At 62.8% G+C, this 25,510-nt stretch carries 25 protein-coding genes and 3 tRNA genes; 16 read left to right on the top strand and 12 right to left on the bottom strand.

The annotated features are described in order from the left end of the window. Positions 1–61: 61 nt before the first annotated feature. From ACYAS9_RS24490 to ACYAS9_RS24430, 13 genes are all read left to right on the top strand, one after another. Entirely contained in the window at positions 62–664 is a 603-nt protein-coding gene (locus tag ACYAS9_RS24490) for a DUF4823 domain-containing protein (RefSeq protein WP_463571370.1), read from the top strand. A gap of 9 nt (positions 665–673) precedes the next feature. Continuing rightward, complete coding sequence (locus ACYAS9_RS24485; protein WP_463571024.1) at positions 674–1,234, top strand: DUF1285 domain-containing protein; 561 nt, start codon at positions 674–676, stop codon at positions 1,232–1,234. A 65-nt stretch (positions 1,235–1,299) separates the two neighbouring features. Further along, on the top strand, positions 1,300–2,310 hold the full coding sequence (locus tag ACYAS9_RS24480; RefSeq protein WP_463571022.1) for an aspartate-semialdehyde dehydrogenase: 1,011 nt from the start codon (positions 1,300–1,302) through the stop codon (positions 2,308–2,310). Positions 2,311–2,407: 97 nt separating this feature from the next. After that, positions 2,408–5,107 carry a motility hub landmark protein FimV gene (locus ACYAS9_RS24475; RefSeq protein ID WP_463571021.1) on the top strand — a complete coding sequence of 900 codons (2,700 nt, stop codon included), beginning with the start codon at positions 2,408–2,410 and terminating at the stop codon, positions 5,105–5,107. Between the two features lie 150 nt (positions 5,108–5,257). Continuing rightward, a complete protein-coding gene (gene truA, locus ACYAS9_RS24470; protein ID WP_463571019.1) occupies positions 5,258–6,112 on the top strand; it encodes a tRNA pseudouridine(38-40) synthase TruA in 855 nt (284 codons plus the stop codon). A 59-nt stretch (positions 6,113–6,171) separates the two neighbouring features. Further along, positions 6,172–6,792, top strand: a complete 621-nt coding sequence (locus ACYAS9_RS24465) for a phosphoribosylanthranilate isomerase (protein WP_463571018.1) — start codon at positions 6,172–6,174, stop codon at positions 6,790–6,792. 111 nt (positions 6,793–6,903) lie between these two features. Continuing rightward, positions 6,904–7,824, top strand: coding sequence for an acetyl-CoA carboxylase, carboxyltransferase subunit beta (gene accD / locus ACYAS9_RS24460; protein WP_463571016.1), 921 nt, complete (start codon positions 6,904–6,906; stop codon positions 7,822–7,824). Beyond that, positions 7,821–9,101 (top strand): bifunctional tetrahydrofolate synthase/dihydrofolate synthase, encoded by a 1,281-nt coding sequence (gene folC, locus ACYAS9_RS24455; RefSeq protein ID WP_463571015.1) that lies wholly within the window; start codon positions 7,821–7,823, stop codon positions 9,099–9,101. Before accD ends, folC begins: the two co-directional genes overlap by 4 nt. 18 nt (positions 9,102–9,119) lie before the next feature. Continuing rightward, positions 9,120–9,785 (top strand): SPOR domain-containing protein, encoded by a 666-nt coding sequence (locus tag ACYAS9_RS24450; protein ID WP_463571013.1) that lies wholly within the window; start codon positions 9,120–9,122, stop codon positions 9,783–9,785. Positions 9,786–9,888: 103 nt separating this feature from the next. Next, positions 9,889–10,476, top strand: coding sequence for a CvpA family protein (locus ACYAS9_RS24445; RefSeq protein WP_463571012.1), 588 nt, complete (start codon positions 9,889–9,891; stop codon positions 10,474–10,476). A 12-nt stretch (positions 10,477–10,488) separates the two neighbouring features. Continuing rightward, positions 10,489–11,997, top strand: coding sequence for an amidophosphoribosyltransferase (gene purF / locus ACYAS9_RS24440; RefSeq protein WP_459748706.1), 1,509 nt, complete (start codon positions 10,489–10,491; stop codon positions 11,995–11,997). 20 nt (positions 11,998–12,017) lie between these two features. Further along, complete coding sequence (locus ACYAS9_RS24435; RefSeq protein ID WP_463571011.1) at positions 12,018–13,229, top strand: O-succinylhomoserine sulfhydrylase; 1,212 nt, start codon at positions 12,018–12,020, stop codon at positions 13,227–13,229. After that, entirely contained in the window at positions 13,226–14,005 is a 780-nt protein-coding gene (locus ACYAS9_RS24430) for an SDR family oxidoreductase (RefSeq protein WP_463571009.1), read from the top strand. Before ACYAS9_RS24435 ends, ACYAS9_RS24430 begins: the two co-directional genes overlap by 4 nt. On the opposite strand, the gene ACYAS9_RS24425 is transcribed toward ACYAS9_RS24430, so the two are convergent. Beyond that, positions 13,996–14,739 carry a hypothetical protein gene (locus tag ACYAS9_RS24425; RefSeq protein WP_463571007.1) on the bottom strand — a complete coding sequence of 248 codons (744 nt, stop codon included), beginning with the start codon at positions 14,737–14,739 and terminating at the stop codon, positions 13,996–13,998. The two genes, ACYAS9_RS24430 and ACYAS9_RS24425, sit on opposite strands and share 10 nt — an antisense overlap. A gap of 227 nt (positions 14,740–14,966) precedes the next feature. Between ACYAS9_RS24425 and ACYAS9_RS24420 the strand changes: the two genes are divergently transcribed. The 3 genes from ACYAS9_RS24420 to ACYAS9_RS24410 all read left to right on the top strand — a co-directional run bounded on the left by ACYAS9_RS24420 (position 14,967) and on the right by ACYAS9_RS24410 (position 15,387). Beyond that, positions 14,967–15,042, top strand: a tRNA-Val gene (locus ACYAS9_RS24420). Positions 15,043–15,111: 69 nt separating this feature from the next. Further along, positions 15,112–15,188 (top strand) — tRNA-Asp (locus ACYAS9_RS24415). Positions 15,189–15,310: 122 nt separating this feature from the next. Next, positions 15,311–15,387 (top strand) — tRNA-Asp (locus ACYAS9_RS24410). A gap of 157 nt (positions 15,388–15,544) precedes the next feature. Here the strand turns inward: ACYAS9_RS24410 and gspD are convergent. From gspD to gspE, 11 genes are read right to left on the bottom strand one after another with little or no spacing between them, the layout of a single operon-like run. Then, complete coding sequence (gene gspD / locus ACYAS9_RS24405) at positions 15,545–17,824, bottom strand: type II secretion system secretin GspD (RefSeq protein ID WP_463571006.1); 2,280 nt, start codon at positions 17,822–17,824, stop codon at positions 15,545–15,547. Next, complete coding sequence (locus ACYAS9_RS24400; RefSeq protein WP_463571005.1) at positions 17,821–18,336, bottom strand: hypothetical protein; 516 nt, start codon at positions 18,334–18,336, stop codon at positions 17,821–17,823. Before ACYAS9_RS24400 ends, gspD begins: the two co-directional genes overlap by 4 nt. After that, complete coding sequence (gspM, locus tag ACYAS9_RS24395; RefSeq protein WP_463571004.1) at positions 18,333–18,980, bottom strand: type II secretion system protein GspM; 648 nt, start codon at positions 18,978–18,980, stop codon at positions 18,333–18,335. Before gspM ends, ACYAS9_RS24400 begins: the two co-directional genes overlap by 4 nt. Then, a complete protein-coding gene (locus ACYAS9_RS24390; RefSeq protein ID WP_463571003.1) occupies positions 18,970–20,001 on the bottom strand; it encodes a PilN domain-containing protein in 1,032 nt (343 codons plus the stop codon). The genes gspM and ACYAS9_RS24390 overlap by 11 nt, the downstream gene beginning before the upstream one ends. Next, entirely contained in the window at positions 19,998–20,720 is a 723-nt protein-coding gene (locus ACYAS9_RS24385) for a type II secretion system minor pseudopilin GspK (protein WP_463571002.1), read from the bottom strand. Before ACYAS9_RS24385 ends, ACYAS9_RS24390 begins: the two co-directional genes overlap by 4 nt. Then, the gene (locus ACYAS9_RS24380) at positions 20,717–21,328 is read right to left on the bottom strand and encodes a prepilin-type N-terminal cleavage/methylation domain-containing protein (RefSeq protein ID WP_463571000.1); all 612 of its coding nucleotides are present in this window, start codon (positions 21,326–21,328) and stop codon (positions 20,717–20,719) included. Before ACYAS9_RS24380 ends, ACYAS9_RS24385 begins: the two co-directional genes overlap by 4 nt. After that, entirely contained in the window at positions 21,325–21,723 is a 399-nt protein-coding gene (locus tag ACYAS9_RS24375) for a type II secretion system protein (RefSeq protein WP_463570998.1), read from the bottom strand. Before ACYAS9_RS24375 ends, ACYAS9_RS24380 begins: the two co-directional genes overlap by 4 nt. Continuing rightward, complete coding sequence (locus ACYAS9_RS24370; RefSeq protein WP_463570997.1) at positions 21,720–22,157, bottom strand: GspH/FimT family pseudopilin; 438 nt, start codon at positions 22,155–22,157, stop codon at positions 21,720–21,722. The genes ACYAS9_RS24375 and ACYAS9_RS24370 overlap by 4 nt, the downstream gene beginning before the upstream one ends. Before the next feature lies 1 nt (position 22,158). Then, a complete protein-coding gene (gspG, locus tag ACYAS9_RS24365; RefSeq protein WP_463570996.1) occupies positions 22,159–22,578 on the bottom strand; it encodes a type II secretion system major pseudopilin GspG in 420 nt (139 codons plus the stop codon). A 13-nt stretch (positions 22,579–22,591) separates the two neighbouring features. Further along, positions 22,592–23,794: a type II secretion system inner membrane protein GspF gene (gene gspF, locus ACYAS9_RS24360; protein WP_463570994.1), complete on the bottom strand. Its 1,203-nt coding sequence runs from the start codon at positions 23,792–23,794 to the stop codon at positions 22,592–22,594. A gap of 2 nt (positions 23,795–23,796) precedes the next feature. Continuing rightward, entirely contained in the window at positions 23,797–25,500 is a 1,704-nt protein-coding gene (gene gspE, locus ACYAS9_RS24355; protein WP_463571369.1) for a type II secretion system ATPase GspE, read from the bottom strand. Positions 25,501–25,510 lie beyond the last annotated feature (10 nt).

Here is a 25,510-nt window from a genome sequence, read left to right as displayed (position 1 = left end):
CGGAAGCTGCATCAGGCGACCATTCGCCGGTTTTTCGTCACCGGCCTCTGGGAGGAACATGATGCGTAGCCTGGTCTTGCTGCTGGCGCTTGTGGCGCTGGGCGGTTGCATGAAAGTCAGTGACATGGGGGAGGGCGTGCGCGAGCAGTTCAGTGATGCGGGCCTGCTCGACCACAGCCAGACCCGGCGCACCAGCAACTTTCGCCTGCAGCCCGACTCCTTCATCTATATCGCCCAGGGCGCGTTCGTGCCACCAGGCAAGGCCTACCCGCGGCCCAATGTGGTTGCTGAAGAGGCGTTCAACAACTTTGTCGAGTTCTTCCCCATGGTGCGTCGCGCCCGTGGCCCGGAAGGCCTGGACGAAGCCTTGACCGAGGCGCGCAGTGCCGGCGCGCATTACCTGCTGTACACCCGCTTTGCCAGGGCTGACGACCGCATCGGCACCTACGACCAATGGGCGGATGAAGAGGCCGTCGACCGGCTGGGCATCGACAGCGGCGTGATTCAGTTGATGCTGATCGAAACCAGCACCCGCTACCTGATCGACAGCGCACGCATTCGCAGCCGCGGCGGATTGCTGACGCTTTACGATACTCGCCCTGAAGATTTGCTTGGCCCGCCTCTGGAGGACTACGCTCGCAGTCTGTTGGGTCTTTCCCGTTAGGATTGAGCGATGAGCGATTCAGGCAAGGTTGACGATCTGCTGGCGCAGATTCCGAAAACCGGCGCACCCGCGCCGGTTCACCAGTGGAATCCTGCATTCTGCGGTGATATCGACATGCGTATTGCCCGCGATGGCACCTGGTACTACTTGGGCTCGCCCATCGGCCGCAAGCCGATGGTGCGGCTGTTCTCGCGCATCATCCGCCGTGATGGCGATGACTATTTTTTGGTGACGCCGGTAGAAAAAGTCGGCATCAAGGTCGATGACGCGCCTTTCGTTGCCGTGACCTTGCAAGTGCTGGGCGAGGGCGAAAGCCAGGTCCTGCGCCTGGTGACCCATGTCGAAGATGAAGTCGAGGTCGGCCCCGAGCACCCTTTGCGCGTACACACCGATCCTGTGACTCAAGAGCCTGCACCTTATGTGCATGTGCGCCACAATCTCGAAGCCTTGATTCATCGCAATGTGTTCTACCAACTGGTCGAACTGGCGGTAGCGCGCGAGATCGACGGGCAGCGCTGGCTGGGCGTGTGGAGCCAGGGTGTGTTTTTCCCGATAGGCCTGGAGCCTTAACCTTGTTTGCCTGGCAAGGATTGCGCGAGTAAAGTGCCGCTCCCTGTTTTTCCTGAGGTTTTTGCATGAGCCAGTCCATTGCCATCGCCGTGATCGGCGCCACCGGTACTGTCGGCGAAACCATCGTCCAGATTCTTGAAGAGCGCGATTTCCCGGTCGGTGATCTGCACCTGTTGGCCAGTGTCGAGTCCGCCGGCAGCTCGCTGGCGTTTCGTGGCAAGAACGTTCGCGTGCGTGAGGTCGATACCTTCGACTTTTCCCGCGTGCGGCTGGTGTTTTTCGCGGCAGGTCCCGCGGTCAGCCTGAGCTTTGTGCCGCGCGCGCTGCAAGCTGGTTGCTCGGTGATCGACCTGTCGGGCGCTTTTCCGGGTGATCAGGCACCGCAAGTGGTGCCGGAAATCAATGCTGCGCAGATTGCAGGTTCGGCCTCTGCGCGGCTGGTGGCCAGCCCGAGTCCTGCGGCGACCGCCGTGGCGCTGGCGCTGGCACCCTTGCGTGATCTGCTGGACATCCAGCGTGTCGATATCACCGCGTGCCTGGCCGTCTCGACCCTGGGCCGCGAAGGGGTCAGCGAGCTGGCGCGCCAGACTGCCGAGCTGCTCAATGTGCGCCCGCTGGAACCACGCTTTTTTGATCGCCAGGTCGCCTTCAACGTGCTGGCCCAGGTCGGCACGCCCGATGACAACGGCCATGTGGCGCTGGAAAAACGCCTGGTTCTGGAGTTGCGCCAATTGCTGGATATGCCTTTACTCAAGGTCGCGGTCACCTGCATCCAGGTGCCGGTCTTCTTCGGCGATAGTTTCAGTGTTTCGCTGCAAAGTGGCCGGGATGTCGATCTGCCGGCCATCAATGCGCGACTGGACGCGGCAGACGGGATCGAGCTGGTCGAGGCGGGTGATTACCCGACGCCGGTAGGCGATGCGGTCGGTCAGGATGTGGTCTATGCAGGCCGGGTGCGCGGCTCGAATGACGATCCGCGTCAACTCAGTCTGTGGCTTGTTTCTGATAATGCGCGTAAAGGTGCGGCGCTCAATGCTGTGCAGCTAGGTGAATTGTTGATAAAAGACCATGTGTAAAAGATACTTGGCAGTAATTTTCAGCAACAACACGCTTTAGACCCATTGCGGAACTAAGTTCTTCAGCTTTCGGGGAATATTTAACAAGGGATGGGCTATGGTTCAGGTTCGTAAACTGGTAGTAGCAATCGCTGCGGCTTCGGCGCTGTCATCGGGGATGGCGCACGCTTTGGGGCTCGGAGAGTTGTCGGTCAAGTCGACCCTGAACCAGCCGTTGGTGGCTGAAATCGAGCTGACGGATGCCAGGGGCATCAATGCCTCGCAACTGGTCCCCAGTCTTGGTACGACTGCAGACCTGGCGCAGGCGGGTGTCACCCGTCGAGCCTTTCTCAGTGACCTGACCTTCACCCCGGTGATCAACCCCGGTGGTAAAAGTGTCTTGCGCATCACCTCCAGCAAGCCGGTGCGCGATCCTTATGTGAAATTTCTGGTGCAGGTGCTCTGGCCCAACGGGCGCGCGCAGCGTGAGTACAGCCTGCTGCTAGACCCGCCAAAATTTGAAGGCAGTGCAGCGCCCGCACCGGCTCCGGTTGCAGCGCCTGCGCAACTGCCGTCAGTGACGCCTCCGGCGACTGCACCAGCACCTGCCGAGCCTGCGCCTGTCGCCGCGACGCCAGCGGAAACGCCTTTGCCAGCGCCTGCCGCTGACAAGTCTGCCCAGTACGTCACCTCCAACAACGATACCCTGTGGGAAATCGCTGCGAAGGTGCGCAATGGCGGCACCATTCAACAGACCATGCTGGCCATTCAGGCACTGAACCCGGACGCTTTCATCGACGGTAATATCAACCGCCTGAAGAAAGGTCAGGTACTGCGCTTGCCAACGGCCCAGCAGACCACCTCACTGTCGCAAAGCCAGGCCGTGGCTGAAGTGGCCCAGCAATATCGGGCCTGGCGCGAAGGCCGTCGAACCCCGGCGGGTACCCGTCAGGTGGATGCGACTCGCCGCGCCAGTGCAGGCGCCGCCCCGGCCCAGGTCGAGGCCAGGGACAATCTGAGCCTGGTCGCAGCCGGTAATGCCGAGGCTGCGCAGAAAGGCGCTGCCGCTGACGGTGATCTGGCCAACAAGCTGGCCGTCACTCAGGAAGCCCTGGACACCACGCGCCGTGACAACGCCGAGCTGCAAAGCCGCATGGGCGACCTGCAGAGCCAGCTCGACAAATTGCAGCGGTTGATGGCGCTCAAGAACGATCAACTGGCCAAGATGCAGGCCAGTGGTGCAGCAGTGCCAGCGCCGGCTAATCCGCCATTGCCGGCAACGGCGGTCGATGCCGCAGGCGCACCGATCAAGCCGGCTGGCGAGATCGCCCCGGAAGATGCCCTTGCCGCTGCCCAGGTTGCCACGCCACCCGCCGACCAGCCGTTGGCCGTCGAGCCGGTGGCGCAAGAGCCTGAGTCCGATCCGCTCAAGGCGGTGCTCGACAACCCGGTCATGCTCGGCCTGATTGGCGGCGCGGCCTTGCTGATTCTGGCGTTGCTGCTGTTGTTCCTGGCGCGTCGTCGCAATGCCAAGGCCGAGGAAGACAAGCACAAGCGCATGGCACGAGTGCTGGCCGAGGAGTCGCAGTTTGCTTCGGATATGGACCTGAACGCGCCAGCCGATGGCTTCGACGGTCTGGAAGTGTCGTCGCCAAGCTACAAAATGGCTCCGGCAGCCGTGGCAGCGGCGGCCGCCAATGCCTCTCGCGAGCGTCCGACCGATCCATTGGTGCAGGCCGAGATTCATATTGCCTATGGCCGCATGAACCAGGCCATCGAGCTGCTTGAAGAGTCGGTCAAGGAAGAGCCGCAGCGGGACGATATGCGTCTGAAGCTGATGGAAATCTACGCCGAGCAAGGCAATCACAAGGCGTTCGCTGCCCACGAACGAAAGTTGGTGGCGGCGGGAAAGCTTCAGGCTGAGGCCGGGCCAGCCCCGATACCGGCGGCGGCCTCGGTCATCGTTCCGCCCGTGTCTGCGCCTAAAGCTGCCGACACGGCAGCCCCGGTAGCCGCTGTTGCTGCCGCCGCGGCGGTAGCGGCCACCACGGCAGCGCTGGCGACCGAACTGGATGCCAAGTACCTGGAAGAACTGCTGGCTGATGACGAGTCCGAGCCGGCCCCGGTTGTTGCGCCCGAGCCTGAAGACGATCCACTGGACAACGAATTCGACCTGAGCCTGGATGCTCTTGACGCCGCGCCTGCCGATGAAGTTGCCACTGTCGATGACTTCGACGATCTGTTGCTGGATGACTCGCTGAGCGCCACGGAGACGCCGATCGTCACCGAACCGCTGTCGGCGGCCGCTGCCGAGCCGGACGATTTGTCCGACTTCGATCTGGACCTTGCCGATGAAGAGCCCGGGCTCAGCACCGAGGACGACTTTCTGGTCAGCCTGGGTGAGGATCCACTGGATCTGGGCCAGAGCGAGCCTGAAAAAGCCAATGTTGACTTGGAGCTGCCTGAGGATTTCGATCTGTCGCTGGCCGATGAGATCGAAACCGAGCACGCCAGCGAGGCGTTTGCGTCCGAGATCGACGATGTCAATGCCGAGCTCGATCGCCTGTCGCAAAGCCTGGAAAGCCCGTCGCTCGATGAACATACGTTCACCAGTAATGATGCTTCCGCGTTCGACGACGAGCCGGAGTTCGATTTCCTCTCGGGCACTGATGAGGCGGCCACCAAGCTGGATCTGGCGCGGGCCTACATCGACATGGGCGATGCCGACGGTGCTCGCGACATCCTCGGTGAAGTGGTCGACGAAGGCGACGAAGGCCAGAAGAGCGAGGCCCGCGAGCTGCTGGCGAGCCTGGCTTGAAGTGATGCGCTGGCGGGCAGGTCGGCAGTGGCCGGCCCGCCCGCTGTTATCGAGCCCTGCAACGGGGCCGATTGACCCGCCTTGCTGGCGTCTTTTTTCCGCGGCCGTATAATGGCCGCCCTTTTGCGCAACCCTGCAGGCTGTATTTCCTTGGCGAACATAGATAACCCGGCTGCCGAAACCGCCGCCGAGGGCGTTTACCGCATTGCGCTGGGCGTCGAATACAAAGGCTCGCGCTATAACGGCTGGCAACGCCAGATCAGCAGCGCGATGACCGTGCAGGAAATCCTTGAAAATGCCTTGAGCAAAGTGGCAGCAGCGCCCATCTCGTTGCAGTGCGCCGGTCGCACCGATTCGGGTGTGCATGCCTGCGGCCAGGTGGTGCATTTCGACACCACGGTAGAGCGCTCCGAAAAAGCCTGGGTCATGGGCACCAATGCCAGCCTGCCGCACGATGTCAGCGTGACCTGGGCGCGGGTCATGCCGGCGCATTTTCATGCCCGCTTCAAAGCCATCGCCCGGCGCTACCGCTATGTGATCTACAACGACCAGATTCGTCCGGCGCACATGGGCCAGGAAGTGACCTGGAACTACCGGCCGCTGGATGTCGAGCGCATGCAAGAGGCCGCACAGTATCTGGTGGGTACGCACGACTTCAGCGCGTTCCGTGCAGGACAATGCCAGGCCAAATCGCCGATCAAGCAAATGCACCACCTGCGCGTGACCCGGCACGGCAAGATGATTGTCATCGATGTGCGCGCCAATGCCTTCCTGCATCACATGGTGCGCAACATTGCCGGTGTGCTGATGACCATCGGTGCCGGCGAGCGCCCGGCGCAATGGGCCCAGGAGGTCTTGCAAAGCCGGGTGCGGCGCAATGGCGGCGTGACCGCGCACCCGTTCGGGCTGTATCTGGTGCAGGTCGAGTACCGCGATGAGTTCGAGTTGCCGGAGCGTTATATCGGTCCGCACTTTCTCACCGGCTTCGCAGACCTTGCCGGCTGACGATCGCAACAGCATTTGTTAACATCCGGGACTTTCCGAAAGGACTGAGGTTTCGCAACATGTCAGCCGTTCGAAGCAAGATCTGCGGGATTACCCGCATAGAAGATGCGCTGGCCGCCGTCGACGCGGGGGCCGACGCCATTGGCCTGGTGTTCTATCCGCCCAGCCCGCGTGCGGTCAGTGTCGTGCAGGCGCGGGCGATCATCGCCGCCTTGCCGCCGTTCGTCACCACGGTCGGGTTGTTCGTCAACGCCAGTCGATGCGAGCTGAACGAGACGCTGGAAGCGGTGGCGCTGGACCTGTTGCAGTTTCATGGCGACGAAACCCCCGAGGACTGTGAAGGCTACCATCGGTCGTTCATCAAGGCGCTGCGGGTCAAGCCGGGCGACGACATTGCGGCGGCTTGCAGGGTATACGCCAGGGCCAGCGGCCTGTTGCTCGACGCCTATGTGCCCGGCGTACCGGGCGGCACCGGAGAAACCTTCGACTGGAGCCTGATTCCGAAGGATCTGTCGAAGCCGGTGATTCTGGCGGGCGGGCTGAGCCCTGACAACGTGGCGCAGGCCATTGCGCAGGTGCAGCCCTATGCGGTGGATGTCAGCGGTGGGGTAGAGCTGCATAAGGGCATAAAAGATCACGGCAAGATTCGTGCATTCATGAAAGCAGTGCGCGGAGCCTGATGTGACGGTTGCCAGCGGGCCGCCGTCCATTATTACGAATTTAGTCAAGGGTATGCACCCGACGCACTGGCGTCTGGTGCGCGAACCTAACCGGTACTGGAGAAACAAAGCATGAGCAATTGGTTGGTAGACAAACTGATCCCTTCGATCATGCGTTCCGAGGTCAAGAAAAGCTCGGTCCCCGAAGGGCTGTGGCACAAGTGTCCATCCTGCGAAGCGGTGCTGTATCGCCCCGAACTGGAAAAGACCCTGGATGTCTGCCCCAAGTGCGATCACCACATGCGCATCGGCGCACGCCAGCGCATCAATATCTTCCTGGATGCCGAAGGCCGTAACGAACTGGGTGTCGACCTGGAACCGGTTGACCGTCTGAAATTTCGCGACGGCAAGAAGTACAAGGATCGCCTGACCGCTGCACAGAAGCAGACCGGCGAGAAAGACGCGCTGATCTCCATGAGCGGCACCCTGCTCGACATTCCTGTGGTGGTGTCGGCATTCGAGTTCTCGTTCATGGGCGGCTCGATGGGCGCCATCGTCGGTGAGCGTTTCGTGCGCGCAGCCAACTATGCACTTGAGCATCGCTGCCCGATGATCTGCTTCTCGGCCTCCGGCGGTGCGCGCATGCAGGAAGCGCTGATCTCGCTGATGCAGATGGCCAAGACCTCGGCTGCGCTGGCGCGTCTGCGCGAGGAAGGCATTCCGTTCATTTCCGTGCTGACCGACCCGGTCTACGGCGGCGTCTCCGCCAGCCTGGCGATGCTGGGTGACGTGATCATTGCCGAACCCAAGGCACTGGTCGGTTTCGCAGGCCCCCGTGTGATCGAGCAGACCGTTCGCGAGAAGCTGCCTGAAGGCTTCCAGCGCAGCGAGTTTCTGATCGAGCATGGCGCCATCGACATGATTATCCCGCGTCAGGAACTGCGCGTACGTCTGGCCACGCTGCTGGCGCAATTGCTGGGCTTGCCGTCGCCAAAGACGCCAAAGCCGGTATTTGAAGCCGTGGTTACCGAGCCGGACCTGGCCACCGTATGACCTCGCGCACGCTGGGCGACTGGCTCGCCTACCTGGAGCAACTGCACCCGTCGGCCATCGACATGGGGCTGGATCGCTCGCGGCAAGTCGCCAGTCAACTGGGCCTGACCCGGCCGGCGCCACGGGTGATCACCGTGACCGGCACCAACGGCAAGGGCTCGACCTGTGCATTCCTGGCCGCCCTGTTGCAGGCTCAGGGACTCAAGGTTGGCGTCTACAGCTCGCCGCACCTGCTGCGCTATAACGAGCGTGTCCAGGTGCAGGGCGAGCAGGCCAGCGATGCTCAGCTGTGCGAAGCCTTCAGCGCCGTCGAGGCGGCGCGTGGCGATATCACCCTGACCTATTTCGAGATGGGTACCCTGGCGGCGTTCTGGCTGTTCGAGCAGGCGCAACTGGACGCAGTGGTGCTGGAAGTCGGTCTGGGCGGTCGTCTGGATGCGGTCAACCTGATCGATGCCGATCTGGCGCTGGTGACCAGCATCGGCCTGGACCACGCTGACTGGCTGGGTGATACCCGCGAGTCGGTGGCGTTTGAAAAGGCCGGAATCTTCCGTGCCGATATTCCTGCGCTGTGCGGCGACCTTGATCCACCGGCGCCTTTGCTGGCGCGTGCCGCCGAGCTGGGTTGCCCATTGTCGCTGCGCGGTCGCGATTTCGACCTGAGCATCGAAGCGCACGCCTGGCACTGGCAAGGAAAGAACCGGGCAGGGCAGGCGCTTGAGCTGCGCGATTTGCCGTTGCTCGACCTGCCGATGGAAAACGCAGCCCTTGCATTGCAGGCCTATGCACAGCTCGATCTGCCCTGGCAGGCCGCGCAACTGAGCCAGGCGCTGAACGGTACCCGAATCGTCGGTCGACTGGATCGGCGGGTATTTCGCTGGCAGGGCAAAACCCTCACGCTGTTGCTCGACGTCGGCCACAACCCGCAGGCCGCGCACTTTCTGGCGCAGCGCATGGCCCAGCGTCCGCTGGCCGCCAGGCGTCTGGCAGTGTTCGGTCTTCTGTCGGACAAAGACCTCGACGGCGTGGTCGGTGAGTTGTCTGACAGCGTGCGGCACTGGGCCGTAGCGCCCTTGCCGACGCCGCGTACCCGACCGGTGGAACAATTGCAGTCGGCCCTACAGAACCTTGGCGCAAGCGTGACGTCTTATCAGGGCGTCGCACAGGCACTGGATGCTCAGTGTGCGCTGGCGACAACGGATGACGAGATCCTGGTATTCGGGTCTTTTTATTGTGTTGCCGAGGCTCTGGAATGGTTGGCCCGGCACACCGATTGAGGATTGAGGAAGCTGCACATGGCGTTTCTGGATAAGGCTTACAAGCAGCGGATGGTCGGTGCTCTGGTATTGATCGCCCTGGCGGTGATCTTCCTGCCGATGCTGTTTACTCGCCAGGATGAGACCCGTTCGGTGCAGGTCGACGCCCCGGCGGCGCCTCAGGCACCGGTGGTTCAACCGGTGCAAATCGAGCCGGTTCCGGTGCCCGAGCAGCAGCAAGTGCTGGTCGATCAGGCGCCAACAGGCAATGCGCCGCCCGCCATGCCGATCGCACCTGCGCCCACCGCGCCCGCGCAATCTTCAGCACCGGTTGCCAGCGCGCCGGCACCCAAGCCTGCGGCGCCGGCCGCTCCAGCGCCCAAGCCGGCACCCGCATCAACACCGGCACCGGTTGCGCAAGCACCGGCCAAACCGGCTACCCCAAGCGGTGTCGATGCCAACGGCCTGTCGGTGAGCTGGTCGGTGCAACTGGCCAGCCTGTCCAATCGCGCCAATGCCGACAACCTGCAGAAAACCCTGCGCACCCAGGGCTATAACGCTTATATCCGCACCGCAGACGGCGTGAACCGGGTATTCGTCGGGCCGCTGATCGAGCGTGCAGAAGCCGAGCGCCTGCGCGATCAGCTCGACAAGCAGCAAAAGCTCAAGGGTATCGTGGTGCGCTTCCAGCCTGAACGCGGCTGATAGCCTGCGTTTTCGAGAAAAAGCGCTACGCCGATAATCGCCGCTTACCGAGGGGCGGCCGCTCTGCTAAAATGCGCCGCCTTATCCGTCTGCAGGCTGCAACGTGGCACTTACTCCGGTTGACTGGGCGATTCTTGCGATTATCGCCATCTCCGCTTTGATCAGTCTCAAGCGCGGCTTCGTCAAGGAAGCCTTGTCGCTGCTGACCTGGATCATTGCAGGTGCGGTCGCCTGGATGTTCGGCGCGGGGCTGGCCTATCATCTGGCTGACTACATTGCGACGCCTTCAGCGCGTGTCATTGCCAGTTGCATCATTCTTTTCGTCGCCACCTTGCTGGTAGGCGCCATGGTCAATTTTCTCATCGGCGAACTGATTCGCGTCACCGGCCTGTCCGGGACCGATCGTTTTCTGGGTATGGTCTTCGGCGCGGCGCGCGGCGGCCTGCTGGTTGTCATTGCGGTCGGGCTGATGAGCCTGGGGCCGGTACAACAGGATCAATGGTGGCAGCAATCGCGTCTGCTTCCGCAATTTCTCATGGTCGCTGACTGGTCGAAAAACCTCGTTCTGGGGATGACGAGTCAGTGGTCCACCAGCGGTATCGGCATTCCTGCCGATCTACCGTTCAAGGAGCAGGTACTGTCGCCGGAAATGGCCCAGGACGTGCTCGGTAAATCCAGTTCCACTAAGTAGGGGTTGTGTCGCATGTGTGGCATCGTCGGAATCGTCGGTAAGTCGAATGTCAATCAGGCGCTGTATGACGCGCTCACTGTCCTCCAGCATCGCGGCCAGGATGCTGCCGGTATCGTGACCAGCCATGATGGCCGGTTGTTCCTGCGCAAGGACAATGGATTGGTGCGTGATGTGTTCCAGCAGCGCCATATGCAGCGTCTGGTCGGGCACATGGGCATTGGCCATGTGCGCTATCCAACAGCGGGCAGCTCGACTTCGGCCGAAGCCCAGCCGTTCTATGTCAACTCGCCTTACGGCATCACGTTGGCGCACAACGGCAACCTGACCAACGTCGTTCAGTTGGCCAAGGAGATCTACGAGTCGGACCTGCGTCACGTCAACACCAATTCCGATTCGGAAGTGCTGCTCAACGTGTTCGCCCATGAGCTGGCCGTGCGCGGCAAGCTGCAGCCGACCGAAGAAGACATCTTCGCGGCCGTGACCGATGTGCATAAACGCTGCCGTGGTGGTTACGCCGTCGTGGCGATGATCACCGGCTACGGCATCGTCGGCTTCCGTGACCCTGACGCGATCCGTCCGATCGTGTTCGGCCAGCGTCACACCGACGAAGGCGTCGAGTACATGATCGCCTCCGAAAGCGTGGCCCTGGACGTGTTGGGTTTCACCCTGATCCGCGACCTGGCACCAGGCGAGGCGGTGTACATCACTGACGACGGCAAGCTTTATACCCGTCAGTGCGCACCCGATCCAAAATACGCACCGTGCATCTTCGAACACGTCTACCTGGCGCGTCCGGACTCGATCATCGACGGTATTTCGGTGTACAAGGCGCGTCTGCGCATGGGCGAGCGTCTGGCCGACAAGATCCGTCGCGAGCGCCCGGAGCACGACATCGATGTGGTCATCCCGATTCCGGACACCAGCCGCACGGCGGCGCTGGAGCTGGCCAACCATCTGGGCGTCAAGTTCCGCGAAGGCTTCGTCAAGAACCGTTACATCGGCCGTACCTTCATCATGCCGGGCCAGGCTGCACGGAAAAAATCCGTGCGCCAGAAGCTCAACGCCATCGAGCTTGAGTTCCGCGGCAAGAACGTGATGCTGGTCGACGACTCGATCGTGCGCGGCACCACCTGCAAGCAGATCATTCAGATGGCCCGCGAAGCCGGCGCCAAGAATGTGTATTTCTGCTCGGCGGCACCGGCTGTGCGTTACCCGAACGTCTACGGCATCGACATGCCGAGTGCTCACGAACTGATCGCGCATAACCGCAGCACCCAGGAAGTGGCTGATCTGATCGGCGCCGACTGGCTGGTCTATCAGGACCTGAGTGACCTGATCGAAGCGGTCAGCGGCAGCAAGAAGATCAAGATCGACAACTTCGACTGCTCGGTTTTCGACGGCAAGTACGTCACCGGCGACATCGACGAGCACTACCTGAACCGGATCGAAGATGCGCGTAACGACGCTGCCAAGGTCAAGACCCAGGCGGTGAGTGCGATCATCGATCTGTACAACAACTGATTGGTACAAGGAATACGTGCATGTCTGAGCAATGGGATGCAGGGCGCCTGGACAGTGATCTCGAAGGTGTAGGCTTCGACACACTGGCCGTGCGCGCGGGTCAGCACCGTACGCCTGAAAGCGAACACGGCGACCCGATGTTCTTCACCTCCAGCTACGTGTTCCGCACGGCGGCCGATGCCGCCGCGCGTTTCGCGGGCGAAGTGCCGGGCAACGTCTATTCGCGTTACACCAACCCGACCGTGCGTGCCTTCGAGGAGCGCATTGCCGCCCTTGAAGGTGCCGAGCAAGCGGTGGCCACGGCCACCGGCATGGCCGCGATTCTGTCGGTGGTGATGAGCCTGTGCAGCGCCGGCGATCATGTGCTGGTGTCGCGCAGCGTGTTCGGGTCGACCATCAGCCTGTTCGAGAAGTACTTCAAGCGCTTCGGCGTTGAAGTCGACTACGTGCCGCTGGCCGAACTGGCTGGCTGGGACGCGGCGATCAAGAGCAACACCAAATTGTTGTTCGTCGAATCGCCGTCCAACCCGCTGGCCGAACTGGTCGATATCGCGGCACTGGCTGAAATCGCTCATGCCAAGGGCGCGATGCTGGTCGTCGATAACTGCTTCTGCACCCCGGCGCTGCAACAGCCGCTGAAACTGGGTGCCGATGTGGTTGTGCATTCGGCCACCAAGTTCATCGACGGCCAGGGCCGTTGCATGGGCGGTGTGGTTGCCGGTCGCAGCGAGCAGATGAAGGAAGTGGTCGGTTTCCTGCGCACCGCAGGCCCGACCCTGAGCCCGTTCAACGCCTGGATCTTCCTCAAGGGCCTGGAAACCCTCAGCCTGCGCATGCGTGCTCATTGCGCCAATGCTCAGGCCGTGGCCGAGTGGCTGGAGCAGCAGGACGGCATCGAGAAAGTGCACTACGCCGGCCTCAAGAGCCATCCGCAGCATGCGTTGGCCCAGCGCCAGCAAAAAGGCTTCGGTGCCGTGGTGAGTTTCGAGGTCAAGGGTGGCAAAGAGGGCGCCTGGCGCTTTATCGACGCCACTCGCCTGGTGTCGATCACTGCCAACCTGGGCGACAGCAAAACCACCATCACCCATCCGGCCACCACCTCCCATGGTCGCCTGTCCCCGCAGGAGCGTGCGTCGGCTGGTATCAGCGACAGCCTGATCCGCGTGGCGGTCGGCCTGGAAGATGTGGCTGACCTGCAAGCGGACATGGCGCGCGGGCTGGCGGCACTGTGAGTGACTGGTCGCTGCCGGTCCACAGCCACAGCAATGGTCGCGTCGCCCTGGTGACCGGTGCCGCTCGCGGCATCGGCCTGGGCATCGCGGGCTGGCTGATCAGTGAAGGCTGGCAGGTGGTGCTGACCGATGTGGACCGCATTCGCGGTGCCAAAGTCGCCGAAAGCCTGGGCGAGAACGCCTTGTTCATTTTCATGGACGTGGCCAACGAAGGTCAGGTAGTCGGTGGCGTGGCGCAGGTGCTGCGCCAGTTCGGGCGTCTGGATGCGCTGGTGTGTAACGCGGCAGTGTCCGAGGCGCACAACGGCACACTCGAAAGCCTGAGTCTTGAGCACTGGAACCGCGTACTGGGGGTCAACCTCAGCGGTCCCATGCTGTTGGCCAAGCACTGCGCGCCTTATCTGCGCGCTCACGGTGGCGGTATCGTCAATCTGACCTCGACCCGCGCTCACCAGTCCGAGCCCGACACAGAGGCTTATGCGGCGAGCAAGGGCGGCCTGCTGGCCCTGACCCATGCGCTGGCTATCAGCCTGGGCCCGGAAATCCGCGTCAATGCGGTGTGCCCCGGCTGGATCGATGCCCGTGACCCTTCGGCAAGACGCGCCGAGCCGCTGGCTGACGCCGACCATGCGCAACACCCGGTTGGCCGCGTCGGTACGGTGGAAGATGTAGCGGCCATGGTCGCCTGGCTGTTGTCGCGCAACGCAGGTTTCGTGACAGGGCAGGAGTTCGTGGTCGACGGCGGCATGAGCCGCAAGATGATTTATCAGGAGTAAGCGGGGACTGCATCGTCATCGAGTTCGATCTGTTCGATCTGTTCGATCTGTTCGATGGTGTAGATGCATTTGCCTCCAAGGGTGCCGGGCGGATTCCATCCGCCTTCCCCGACTTCAACATTGACCATCCCCAGCCGGCGCATGGCTTGCAGAGAGTATGTCCAGCCTGTGCAATCCTGCGTACTGGCATCGAACTCTGGTCGTTGCCCGTACACCGTGGATACCTGCGCAACCCCTATCCTGTTGAAATACACCGTCTCTTGCACCACCTGTCGAACAAGGTCGTCGAGCAGCTGGGCGATTTCTTGTGGCTGGAATTTCTGCAGACGACCCACATAGTCGACGGACGCTTTTTGCGTTGCACCGCCGTGCCAGCCAAGCAGGGTGTGGGGGCCAAGAATCTTGCGCTTGCCCGCAGGAAATACATAGTTGGCGCAGGATGAAAAACAGAGTTCCAGGGCTTCTACATCCATGCCGTGCCTGTGTACCCACTCGCCCAAGGCCATGCCTGCCAGGATATTACCGCCCGGACTGTGAATCTTCAGGCGGGTCACCGACGGTGTAAGCAGGTCGAAGGCGCGCTGGTTGGCCTCGGTGCTCAGTTCGCCTTGATAGGTGATCGTGTTGTCATGGCGAGTTACCTGAGCGGTCTGCGACGGATTGCCGAGGCTGATCATGGGCCATGCTGCTGTAGAGAGTGCCAGAGCGCTCAGCACGAAGTGTGGATTGTTCATGGTTGTGCAGGTTCCATTGCGACAGTTACGCCACAGGGTAGAAGAGTCGGCAGCGAAGGCGTCAGTGTGTTGTTACAGGTTTGCTCCAACGGTAAGAAAACATGTCGCCGGCATCTTTGAGTTCGGGTGAAGATCATTGCCGAAGAAGTGAGTTTGAAAAAAACTTCAATCAGGCTATTGACTTAGGTTCGTCAGGTGCGTAAATTTCGCGGCCTCAGCGAAGCAAAGGGTGATTAGCTCAGCCGGGAGAGCATCTGCCTTACAAGCAGAGGGTCGGCGGTTCGATCCCGTCATCACCCACCATCGTTGAGTTTGAAGGCTGTTTCACGAGGGTCTTCAAAGTGTCAAAACCAGGGTGAAAGTCCTGAATGCGCAGCGGTAGTTCAGTCGGTTAGAATACCGGCCTGTCACGCCGGGGGTCGCGGGTTCGAGTCCCGTCCGCTGCGCCATATTATCCAGACCGGGTTCGCCGGGTCTGCGATTGAAGAGCCCAAGGGTGATTCAATCAGGCAGTGAAACAAACTACCGAAAGTCTGTTTCAGGTCGATTAGCAGAGTTACACAAGCGATACGCAGCGGTAGTTCAGTCGGTTAGAATACCGGCCTGTCACGCCGGGGGTCGCGGGTTCGAGTCCCGTCCGCTGCGCCATACACAGCTTCAAGGCCTTGAACTCCTTGAAGCGAATAAAAAAGCCACCTCAGGGTGGCTTTTTTATTGCCCGGATTTTGTTGGCATCGAGCTTCATAGTGATTCGTCGACTACCAGGGCAATTCCATCTGCCCCGGTGCATCAGCGCTCCCGCCGCCTATTTCGCAGGCTTGATCAACTGCAACTGTTGCCGGTAATCATCGGTCACTTGTCGCGCCTGGCTGTTGTTGGTGACCACTCTGGGCGTGATCAGCACAATCAGCTCTGTGCGTTTTTTGCTTTTGCTGGTATTGCCAAACAACCAGCGCAGTCCCGGTACACGTCCCAGATAGGGCACCGCTGCAACGCTGTCGGCATTGTCCTGTTTGATCAGCCCGCCGAGCAAAACGGTCTGGCCGCTTTGCACGGCCACTTGAGTGGAGACCGAGCGGGTGGAAATACGCGGGTTGCCGTTGTTGTCCGCCGCCTGCGTGTTGTCGGCATCGCTGACCTGCTGCTGAATGTCCATGTACACCAGGCCGCCCGGATTGATCCGCGGCACCACATCGAGAATCACCCCGGTCTGTACGTATTCGACACTGCTCAACGTGGTGTTGGATACGTTGGTGTTGACCGTGGTCTGGCTGATGGGGATGTTGTCGCCCACCTGAATCTGCGCCTGCTGGTTATTCATGACCACCAGCGACGGTGCCGACAGCACTTGCGTACGGCCGCTGGTTTCCAGGGCGTGCAGGGCGAACTGTAGATTGCTGCTGACAAAGGAGTAGAACAGCGAGTCAGTGGCGCCCAGCCCGGCGCCTCCGCCACCGAGCGCACCCTGGCTGCCCGCGGCGTTGGCGACCGTGGTGCTGGCGGAGTTTCCGGCCAGGCGGCCCAGATACCACTGCACGCCCAGGTCCAGTTCACCGTTGAGGTTGACCTCCAGAATGCGCGTTTCGATCTGCACCTGCATCGGCGCATTGTCCAGGCGCTTGATCGCGGACTCGATCTCGGCCCATTGCGCGGGGCGGGTGCGAATCAGCAACTGGTTGCTGCTTTTCTGCGCGGTGATGCGCGTGCTGTCATCCAGGCGCTTGCTGGCGCCGGACTCCGGGCTGGCCATCTCGCTGTCGCTGCCCTCGGCGCTGTCACTGCCCATGCCGCTGCCATCGTCGGTTTCTTCGCTGGCGCCATCTTCTTCGTTCTGCTGCAGATCGGTCTGCAGGCCGCCGTTGCTGCCATTGCTGCCCAGCCCCATCTCGCCAGTGCTGCCGCCGCCGCTGCCGTTGAGCGAGGACAGCGAGCGGGTGCGCAAGCCGGGGGCGACCCTGGCGGCGCTGTCATCCTTGATCTGACCGTTGCCGTAGATCTGGCGCAGGTACTTGGCCAGGTCTGTGGCCTTCATGTTGCGAACGTCGTACACGTACATCTGCGGTTCGTTGCCGCCGCCCTCATCGATGGTGTGAATCCAGTCACCCACTTCACTGAGGTACTGCGGCTGCGACGAGATTGCCACCACCGAGTTGGTTCTTTCGATGGGCAGGAATCGCACCATGCCTGCCAGCGGCATGCCGCTGTCGGGGCCGAACATCTTTTGCAGTTCCGGCATCAACTCGCCCACGGTGGCGCGCTGCAAGCCGTAGACACCAATCGACATGCCCTTGAGCCAGTCGACATCGAAGGTGTCGATGGTGTCCTGATAGTTGGCCAGCTCATCCGGCGTACCGGCCAGGCTCAGGACGTTGCGCGCAGGATCGACCAGCAGAAAGGCATTGTCGCGGGCAAACGGCTTGAGCAGCTTCTGCATCTCGGTGGCCGAGATGTAGTGCAGCGGAAACAGCCGCGCCGACAACCCGTTCGACGGTCGCGCCACCGGCATTTCAGGCACCAGCTTGCCCGCCACCGCCTGGTTGGCCGGCAGGATCACATAGCGGTTGCCCTGCTTGATCATTGCGTTGTCGGTCCAGGACAACAGGGTTTCGAGGATCGATAACGCCTGCTGTTTGTTCACCGGCTTGGAGGTCGAGAAGCTGACGTCGCCTTTGACGCCCTCGTTGATGCTGTAGTTTTCGTGCAGCAGATCGCCCATCACGCTGTTGATCACCGCTTCAATCGGCTGATTGCTGAAATTGAACACGATATCGCCACTGGCTTCAGCCGGCTGCGCCGCGCCTGATTTTGGCTGCGCGGCTCCCGGCCCGCGTACGAACGTCTGGTTGCCGCGAATGATCTGCTGGCGTCTGGACGCTGCGGCAGGTGGGTTCGCCTGGCTGCTCGGCGCGGCTGTCTCGGTCAGTGGCGGACGCTGTGAACCGGTGCCATCGAGTGCTTCCTGCATCAATGCCGGATCGTTTTCGAAACGCTCCGGTGTGGTGGCGCAACCGGCCAGTGCCACGGCGGTGGCCAGGCACAGAAGGGGGCTGCGCAAACGGGGAAACTCAAGGTAGCGATTGTTCATGGTGTGGGTACGTCTGGAAGGGTAATGAGAGGAGTTTTCGAAGGGGGTGGAAGGCGAAGTCTTGGCAGGCGCAGCTCGCGGGTCTGGCCCTGGTGCGTGAAGGTGGCTTGCTGGGGCGTGGCGCCGGTGAGCGTCCAGCCGTTATCAAGGCTGCTGCCGACGGCAAGCTTCAGGTGGCGTTTGTCCGGCATGCGCAGCAGCACCCATTGCGCCTGGCCATCGATGATCACGCCGCTGAGGCTGATGCCGTCCAGTGAAGATGCTTGCGCCTTGCCGGTGGCAAGGTCGGGCTTGCGATCGGGGCTGAACATCGACTGCTGCCAGATCAGCGCCAGGGCCTGGGGCGGCAGCGGCGCGGCCGGTTGCAGCGCCTGTGCAGGCGCAACTTCACGGGCCGGGCCCGGCGCCAGCCAGTCCACCGATTGCCCGGCGCCCATGGCCAGGCTCACGGCCGCAGCGCTCAACAGCGCCGTGCTTGCCAGCAGCGCGAGGGTCAGTGTGTCGAACTTCATGTTTCAGGCTCCGCGGTCGATGCACGCGGCCGTGCTTTTGCCTGCGTTGGATCGGGCGCCTGTTGCAGGTAGCCGCGCAGCAACAGGTGAATCTGCAAACGTCCCGCGCCGCCGCTGGCCGGGGCCGACGTGGCGCGGCGCAGGCTCAGGTTGTCGATGAACAGAAACGGCTGGCTGTATTCGAAGTCGTGCAGCAGGTTGGCCAGCGGCTCCATCGCACACTCCAGCGTCAGGCTGACTTTTACCTGGCGATAGGGCTCTGCGCTGTCGCGCTGGGCCGTGATCGGCATGCGCTGCGTAACCTCGCAGCCCGGGCCCTGATTGGCATGCGCCTTGACCAGGTCGAGGCTGCGCTGCATCAGGTCGGCGGCGACCGCGCTGGGGTCTTCACCCGGCAACAAGCTGGTACGGCTGGAAGGATCGCGCCGCGCGGCCTGCAATTGCTGTTCGAGACTGCCGCGTTGCTCAAGCACCCCGGCGTAGCGCTGTTGCTGTGCGCGCAGGCTGTCGGCTTGCTCTTGCAGCACGCTCAGCGGATCGAGAAACCAGCTTTGTACCAGCAACCACCACGCCGCCCACAGCACCAGCGCCAAGGCGATCAGTGCGGCGCCGCGACGTTCCCGGCTGGTCAATTCACGGCGCATCGGTGGCCTCCTTGCGCAGCTGTGCGCGCAGCGAAAAACGCTCTTTACCAGTCTGCGCGTCGGGCTGGATGATTCCCTGGAACTGCGCATCCTGTAGCGTCTTGCAGTCCTTCATGCGCGTGATCAGGGCGCTGGCCCTGGCGCTTTGCCCTGCGATGGAAACCGCGCCGCCCTCGGCGATCTCCAGTTGCTCGACCCAGGTATCGGCGCCCAGACAACCGGTGAGGTCGACCAGCAGGCTGGACAGCGTCGGCTGCGCGGCTTTCTGTTGCGCGAGATAGCGCGCGGCGCCCTGGGTGTTGATCAGTTCGCGGCGCAGGTTCTGAACCTGCTGCACCTGGGTGCGCTGCTCCTCGACGCTCTGTTGCATGGCGTCGACCATGGCCGTGCGCGCATCCAGCCACAGCGCCATGCAGGCCACTACCAGCGCACAGCACGCCAGCGCCAGGTAGCGGGGCAGGCGCGCACCGCCGATGCGCGGGGGTTTCTGCCCGGCGGGCAACAGATCGACACCCAGGCGTACGCCCTGCGCGTTGCGGCTGTCGACGCCATGCAGCGCTAGACCCTGAGCCTTGCAAGCGTCGATGGCCGGCTGCAGACGATCACGCAGGATCGCCACCAGCAGCACCTGCGCCTGTGTTCCCTCTTTGCCGATAACGCGGGCCACATAGTGCATCTGCTCGCGAGGGTAGGGCGTGTACTTGTCGAGCTCGAAACCGATGACGTTGTGCAGGTCGCGCAACGCCGCCATGGGCAGCAACAGGGTTTGCGCCAACACCATGCTGGCGGGCAAGACCAGAATCAGGCGCTCATCGGCGCGTTGCTGGCTGTCGGCACCCAGCGGCCAGTCGATCAGGCGTTCGTGTACCTGAGGCAGCAGGCGCGCGCGCACTGCGGCAGGCAGCATGTTTTGCAGTTCATGCAGCCAGGCCTGCCATAGCTGTTGTGCGCGGCTGTCGCGCCACTGGCTGTAGACCCTGGACTGCAGCGGCCCAAGCCGTCTGGAAAATAAATGCTTCATTCTTGCCAGCGCAGGACCCGGTAAGGCCTGACACCCTCCTTCAATGGGTTCAGTAACAGGGTGACGCTCAGCGTCGTGGTAAAACCGCCAGGCAATGTCGCCTGGCTCTGTACGGTGATGACTGATCCTGCGTCGTCGGCCGTGCCGGTGCTCTGGGCCAGGTTCAATGCCTGCCGCAGCCAGGGCGATGCCAGGCGCGAATCCGGCGCCGGCAGCCCGCTCCACAGCGTCAGGTGGGCGCTGGTGCAGCGATAAAGCGCCTGATCCATGCCCGGCAGCTCGCGCACCTCCTCGATCACCCGCAGCGGTGCCGGGTTACCGCCCCGGCGTTGCTCCAGCGTCTGTGCCAGTTGCCTGGCGCGCCCGGCCGATCCGCCGCACGCCTGCACCAGTCGGGCGAACGACGCCGCCGGCGCTGCGTTGATATCGAGCTTGCCAGCCTCACTGCTCAGGCTGACCTGCAATGCGGCCTCATCGAAGCGCAGCGTGTGCGGCTGGCCGTCGGCCTTCCAGCGCCGCTGCGGATCGCGGTCCAGTTGCGCCAGCACCGCCATGCTCACGCCCGCTTCAGCGGCGAGTACCGCTTGCGTGTGCTGGCGCTGCCACAGCGCCTGACGATTCTGCAGATGCACCCAGCCGGTCAGCCCGGCGAGCAGCGTTCCCAGTAGCGCCAGCACCCACAACACCAGCAGCAGCGCGACCCCGCGTTGGTTGCTCATAACGCTTGCGCCTCGCCGGACAAGTCCAGGCGCAGGTCGATACTTTGCAGCGGCCAGGGCACGGGGCCGGCCAGTTGCGCATCGATGCGCACGCTTTCCGGCAGCCGCCCCGGCCATGGCCAATGCTCCAGCCAGTCGCTGGCGGTGCCTTGTGGCGAGATCCCGCGGTAGCTGAAACGCACACTGCGCACCTGATGCAGCAGCACTTGCGGTTCGCCGGCAGGCAACAAGCCCTGGTCATGCAGACGTTGCAGGCTGACCTGCAAACGCTGATCCGCCGCCAGCGTCACGCTGTAGCGGTACAAGCCACCGCCGAGGCTGGCAACCAGCGGCGCGTAAAAGCTCAGGCTTTGCGGCTCACCGGCAAACACCGGCGACTGCTTGACGCCGGGTGTGCCTGCCGACAGAGGCAAGGTCTGACCGAGGGCGTTGCGCAAAAAGTTCTGCGTCGAGCGCACCTCGTCCAGTCGCGTGCTGTAGCGTTCAGCCTTGGCCATCGCCTGGTTGGCGCCGGTGATGGCGCCGGCGATCAACATCAGCAGCACGCCCAGCAGGCTCAGCACCACCAGCACTTCGAGCAAGGTGAAGCCTTGCGCCCGACGCTTCATTGCTCAGCCTCGGAATCGAAGCCGGAACCGGAACCGGAACCGGTCCCCGCACTGCGCAGTTGCAGGGCGCTGTAATGCGCTTTTCGCACGCCGTCGCTGACCTCCAGATCCAGTCGCCAGGTGTCGATCGAAGCATTGCCCGCCGGTAATGCACTGACATTCAGTCGCCAGTTCACCCCGGACCAGCGGCCTTCGGTCAGCCCTGACTGCAAGCGCCCGGCGCTGGCTTCATCCATCAGCGAGCGCGCAGTCAGGCTCAGTCGGTCACTGCGCTGCGCCTGTTGCAGCGCTCGAGCGCTGTGCCCGAACGCCGCCACCAGAACACTGCTGCACACCGCCAGTACCGCGAGGGCGGCGAGCATTTCCAGCAAGGTAAAGCCGCGCTCACGGTTCAATTGAGCGTGCGCAACTGAACATTGCCGGTCAGCCAATTGATGTCGACCCGCCAGCGTTTGTCGTTGCGCGTCAGCAACAGATGGCCACCGCTTGAGCCGCCGTCCGGGTAGAACTCGAACGCCGGGCCCAGGCCGTCAGCGGTCTGCAATTGCACCTGCATGTCGCGGGGCAACTGCCGGGCCTTTTGCAGCGGTCCCTGAAAGCGGCCGCTGTTCAAATCAAACTGCGTGCGCGCAGGCTGGCCGGTGACGATGGCCTGCACCCGTGCCGCGCGCAGCGCCTGGACCACTTCGCCCAAGGCGCGCCGCTCGCTGGCGCTGTGCAGGCCTTGGCCCACGCCGTACCCCACCAGCCCGACGCTGATGCCGATCAGTACGATCACCACCAGCAGTTCGAACAGGGTGAAGCCGCGAGCGCGGGGCAGGGCGCGCATGTTATTCCCAGTTACCGATGTCGGCTTTGTAGCCGTCGCCGCCGGGCTGGCCGTCCTGGCCGAAGAAAATCAGGTCAAAGCTGCCGTGCTCGCCGGGGTAGCGATAACCGAAGGCGTGGCCGAACGGGTCTTTCAGGTCGGACTGCTTCGCATACGGGCCCGCCCAGCCGGTGGCGTTCGCAGGCTTGGCCACCAGTTGCTGCAGGTTGGCGGGCGGCGAGCCGACATCCAGGCCGTAGCTTTCGATCTTCATGCTCAGGCTGGCCAGTTGCGCCTTGCCGGCGCCGTACTTGCCCTTGTCGACGTTGCCGCCGACCTGACGCACAACGATGGTGGCGACGATGCCGAGCAAGACGATGACCGCGAGCATTTCCAGCAGGGTAAAACCGCCCTGACGACGGGCCGACTTAAGGGTTTTCATTGCGGTGGTTCCTCTAAATGTTACTGGTCAGGCTCATCAGCGGCAGCATGATGGCGAGCATGATCACCGCCACCATCACCGCCATGACCACGGTCAGGCTGGGCACCAGGGCGGCGAGCATGCGGTCGATGCCGCGCTTGGCCTCGACATCGAAAACGTCGGCGACCTTGAGCAGCATGCTGTCGAGGTTGCCGGCCTGTTCGCCGACCTCGATCATCTGCAGCGCAAGCTCTGGCAGCAGCGGTTGCTCGCCGAATGCCTGCGCCAGCGTGCCGCCGCCCTTGACCCGGTCGGTGGCTTGCTCGACCTGGGCACGCAACGCATGGTTGCCGCACACCTGGCGAACGATGTTCATGGCCTGCAGCAGCGCAACGCCGTTGCTCAGCAGCGTGCCCAGGGTGCGAGCCAGGCGCGCCGCTTCGATACGTTGCAGCAGCGGGCCGATGACTTTCATCGACAGCAGGCGCCGGTCGTGCTGCTGGCGTCGCTGCGGGTCGCGGCGCAATACGGCAACGCCCCAGATCGACGCAACGATGGCGGCCAACAGCAACAGGCCGTAAGCGCTGAGAAATTCACCGAGGCCCAGAATCGCCTGGGTGATCAGTGGAATGGGGACGCCCAGATCGCGAAAGATCGGCACGAATTGCGGCACCACGTACGCCAGCAGCAACGCCAGCGAACCCAGCACCCCGACCACCAGAAAGATCGGGTAGATCAGGGCGTTGATGACTTCGCCACGCAGCTTCTGACTGCGTTCCAGGTATTCGCAGAGCTGATGCAGGGTGTTTTCCAGCGAGCCGCCGGCTTCACCTGCGCGGACCATGCTGATGTAAAGGCTCGAGAACTGGCCGTGTTCTTCTTCCAGGGCCTGACTCAACGGCTTGCCGGCCTTGACCTGCTCACGAATGCGCTCGATCAGTGCCTGGCGTTTGGGCTCGTGGCTCTGGCGCAGCAAGGTGCCCAGCGCGCGTTCCAGCGGCTGGCCGGCGCCAATCAGCGTCGCCAGTTGCTGGGTAAAGCTGACCAGCGCCGCACCGTTCAGCGCGTTACGACGCATGGCCGCGCCCAGGCCGCTGGTCGACCCTGTTTCGAGGCTGAGCAGCAACAGGCCGCGCTTTTGCACGATCGCCACCGCCGCGTCGTGGTCTGGCGCTTCCAGCGTGCCGTTCTGCGCGATGCCATCGGCATCCAGCGCGCGGTATTTGAAATACGCCATGATCAATCGCCGCGCGTGACGCGCAGCACCTCTTCAAGCGAGGTCACGCCCGCGACGGCCTGGCGCAGGCCTTCTTCATACAGGGTGCGCAGCCCGCCGCGTCGGGCGGCGGCTTCCAGTGTGGCAGCGTCGGCCTGGCGCATCAGCAGGGTGCGCAGCTCTTCGTTCATCACCAGCAATTCGGTGATCGCGCTGCGGCCGTGATAACCGCCGCCCGGCAACTCGCTGGCGGGCCGGTAGAGCATGATCGGCCGCTGTTCGGTGAAGCGCTCCAGGCCGTGTTCGGCGATCAGCTCGGCAGGCGCTTCAAACGCGATGCGGGTCACCGGATCGAGCCGGCGCACCAGGCGCTGCGCCAGAATGCCTTTGACGGTCGAGGCAATCAGGTAGCTTTCGACGCCCATGTCCAGCAGGCGGGTGATACTCGCCGCCGCGCTGTTGGTGTGCAGGGTCGACAGCACCAGGTGGCCGGTGAGCGAGGACTGGATCGCGATCCGGCAGGTTTCCAGATCGCGCATTTCGCCGATCATGATCACGTCCGGGTCCTGACGCACGATAGAGCGCAGGGCGCCGGCGAAGTCCAGGCCAATCGAAGGCTTGACCTGAATCTGGTTGATGCCCTCAAGCTGGTACTCCACCGGATCTTCCACCGTGATGATCTTGCGTTCGGCGGTGTTCAGGCGTGACAGCGCGGTGTACAGGGTGGTGGTCTTGCCTGAGCCGGTGGGGCCGGTCACCAACAGAATGCCGTGGGGATTTTCCAGCACATCGAGAAAATTCTGCAGGCGCTCGCCGTCCATGCCCAGGCTGGGGAAATCGAAACTCACGGTCTGGCGATCGAGCAGGCGCATGACCACCGACTCGCCAAAACTGGTGGGCACCGTGCTGACGCGCAAATCCAGTTCCTTGCCCTGGATGCGCAGCATGATCCGCCCGTCCTGAGGCAGGCGGCGCTCGGCGATGTCCAGTCGCGCCATGATCTTCAGGCGCGAGATGATCGCCGCCGAAGAGCTGGAGGGCGGCGCCTCCGCTTCGTGCAGCACGCCGTCGATGCGATAGCGCACCTTGAGCTGGCTTTCGAAGGGTTCGATATGAATGTCTGAAGCGCGTTGTTCTACGGCGCGCTGCAAAATCAGATTGACCAGGCGGATGACCGGCGCCTCGGAGGCCAGGTCTTTGAGGTGCTCGATGTCTTCTTCGGCGCCGCTGTGGTCGTCCATCGTTTCGATCAGCGAGCCCATGGCCGAGCGGCCCTGGCCGTAGAAGCGCTCGATGAGGCCGTCGACTTCACTGGCCGGGCCGACCGACAGGTACACCGGCAACTGGCACGCATAGCGCACCGCTTCCAGCGCATAGCTATTGCCCGGATTGGCCGTCAGCACGTGGATGCCGTCGGCATGTTTGCCGATAGGCAGCAATCGGTGGTGACGCAGGAAGCGCTCGCTGAGGACGGGGAGGGCATCACCGGGAATCGGGACCGCGTCGGCGACCAGCAAGGGCGTCTCCAGCGTCGATGCCCACGCCCTGGCCAGGTCCAGTTCAGAGACCAGGCCCAGGCGGGTGAGCAACTCGGTCAGCGAGCTGCCCGGCGACTCTTGCGCCAGGCGTCGTGCCCGATCCAGATCACCTGTTTTCAGTCCGGCATTGGCCAGCAGCCAGGCACACAGTGCCTGCGTCGAGTGGGTGGCCAGTTGTTGGAGGTGAATAGGATTCAAA

The sequence above is a fragment of the Pseudomonas sp. HP_08 genome (assembly GCF_055284095.1).
Note: the sequence above shows the minus strand (reverse complement) of the source record. Positions and strands in the feature narration are given on the sequence as shown.

Coding starts and splice junctions, on each gene's coding strand:
- ACYAS9_RS24490 (WP_463571370.1), top strand. CDS start 62: ATGCGTAGCCTGGTCTTGCTGCTGGCGCTTGTGGCGCTGGGCGGTTGC.
- ACYAS9_RS24485 (WP_463571024.1), top strand. CDS start 674: ATGAGCGATTCAGGCAAGGTTGACGATCTGCTGGCGCAGATTCCGAAA.
- ACYAS9_RS24480 (WP_463571022.1), top strand. CDS start 1,300: ATGAGCCAGTCCATTGCCATCGCCGTGATCGGCGCCACCGGTACTGTC.
- ACYAS9_RS24475 (WP_463571021.1), top strand. CDS start 2,408: ATGGTTCAGGTTCGTAAACTGGTAGTAGCAATCGCTGCGGCTTCGGCG.
- ACYAS9_RS24465 (WP_463571018.1), top strand. CDS start 6,172: ATGTCAGCCGTTCGAAGCAAGATCTGCGGGATTACCCGCATAGAAGAT.
- accD (WP_463571016.1), top strand. CDS start 6,904: ATGAGCAATTGGTTGGTAGACAAACTGATCCCTTCGATCATGCGTTCC.
- folC (WP_463571015.1), top strand. CDS start 7,821: ATGACCTCGCGCACGCTGGGCGACTGGCTCGCCTACCTGGAGCAACTG.
- ACYAS9_RS24450 (WP_463571013.1), top strand. CDS start 9,120: ATGGCGTTTCTGGATAAGGCTTACAAGCAGCGGATGGTCGGTGCTCTG.
- purF (WP_459748706.1), top strand. CDS start 10,489: ATGTGTGGCATCGTCGGAATCGTCGGTAAGTCGAATGTCAATCAGGCG.
- ACYAS9_RS24435 (WP_463571011.1), top strand. CDS start 12,018: ATGTCTGAGCAATGGGATGCAGGGCGCCTGGACAGTGATCTCGAAGGT.
- ACYAS9_RS24425 (WP_463571007.1), bottom strand. CDS start 14,739: ATGAACAATCCACACTTCGTGCTGAGCGCTCTGGCACTCTCTACAGCA.
- gspD (WP_463571006.1), bottom strand. CDS start 17,824: ATGAACAATCGCTACCTTGAGTTTCCCCGTTTGCGCAGCCCCCTTCTG.
- ACYAS9_RS24400 (WP_463571005.1), bottom strand. CDS start 18,336: ATGAAGTTCGACACACTGACCCTCGCGCTGCTGGCAAGCACGGCGCTG.
- gspM (WP_463571004.1), bottom strand. CDS start 18,980: ATGCGCCGTGAATTGACCAGCCGGGAACGTCGCGGCGCCGCACTGATC.
- ACYAS9_RS24390 (WP_463571003.1), bottom strand. CDS start 20,001: ATGAAGCATTTATTTTCCAGACGGCTTGGGCCGCTGCAGTCCAGGGTC.
- ACYAS9_RS24385 (WP_463571002.1), bottom strand. CDS start 20,720: ATGAGCAACCAACGCGGGGTCGCGCTGCTGCTGGTGTTGTGGGTGCTG.
- ACYAS9_RS24380 (WP_463571000.1), bottom strand. CDS start 21,328: ATGAAGCGTCGGGCGCAAGGCTTCACCTTGCTCGAAGTGCTGGTGGTG.
- ACYAS9_RS24370 (WP_463570997.1), bottom strand. CDS start 22,157: ATGCGCGCCCTGCCCCGCGCTCGCGGCTTCACCCTGTTCGAACTGCTG.
- gspG (WP_463570996.1), bottom strand. CDS start 22,578: ATGAAAACCCTTAAGTCGGCCCGTCGTCAGGGCGGTTTTACCCTGCTG.
- gspF (WP_463570994.1), bottom strand. CDS start 23,794: ATGGCGTATTTCAAATACCGCGCGCTGGATGCCGATGGCATCGCGCAG.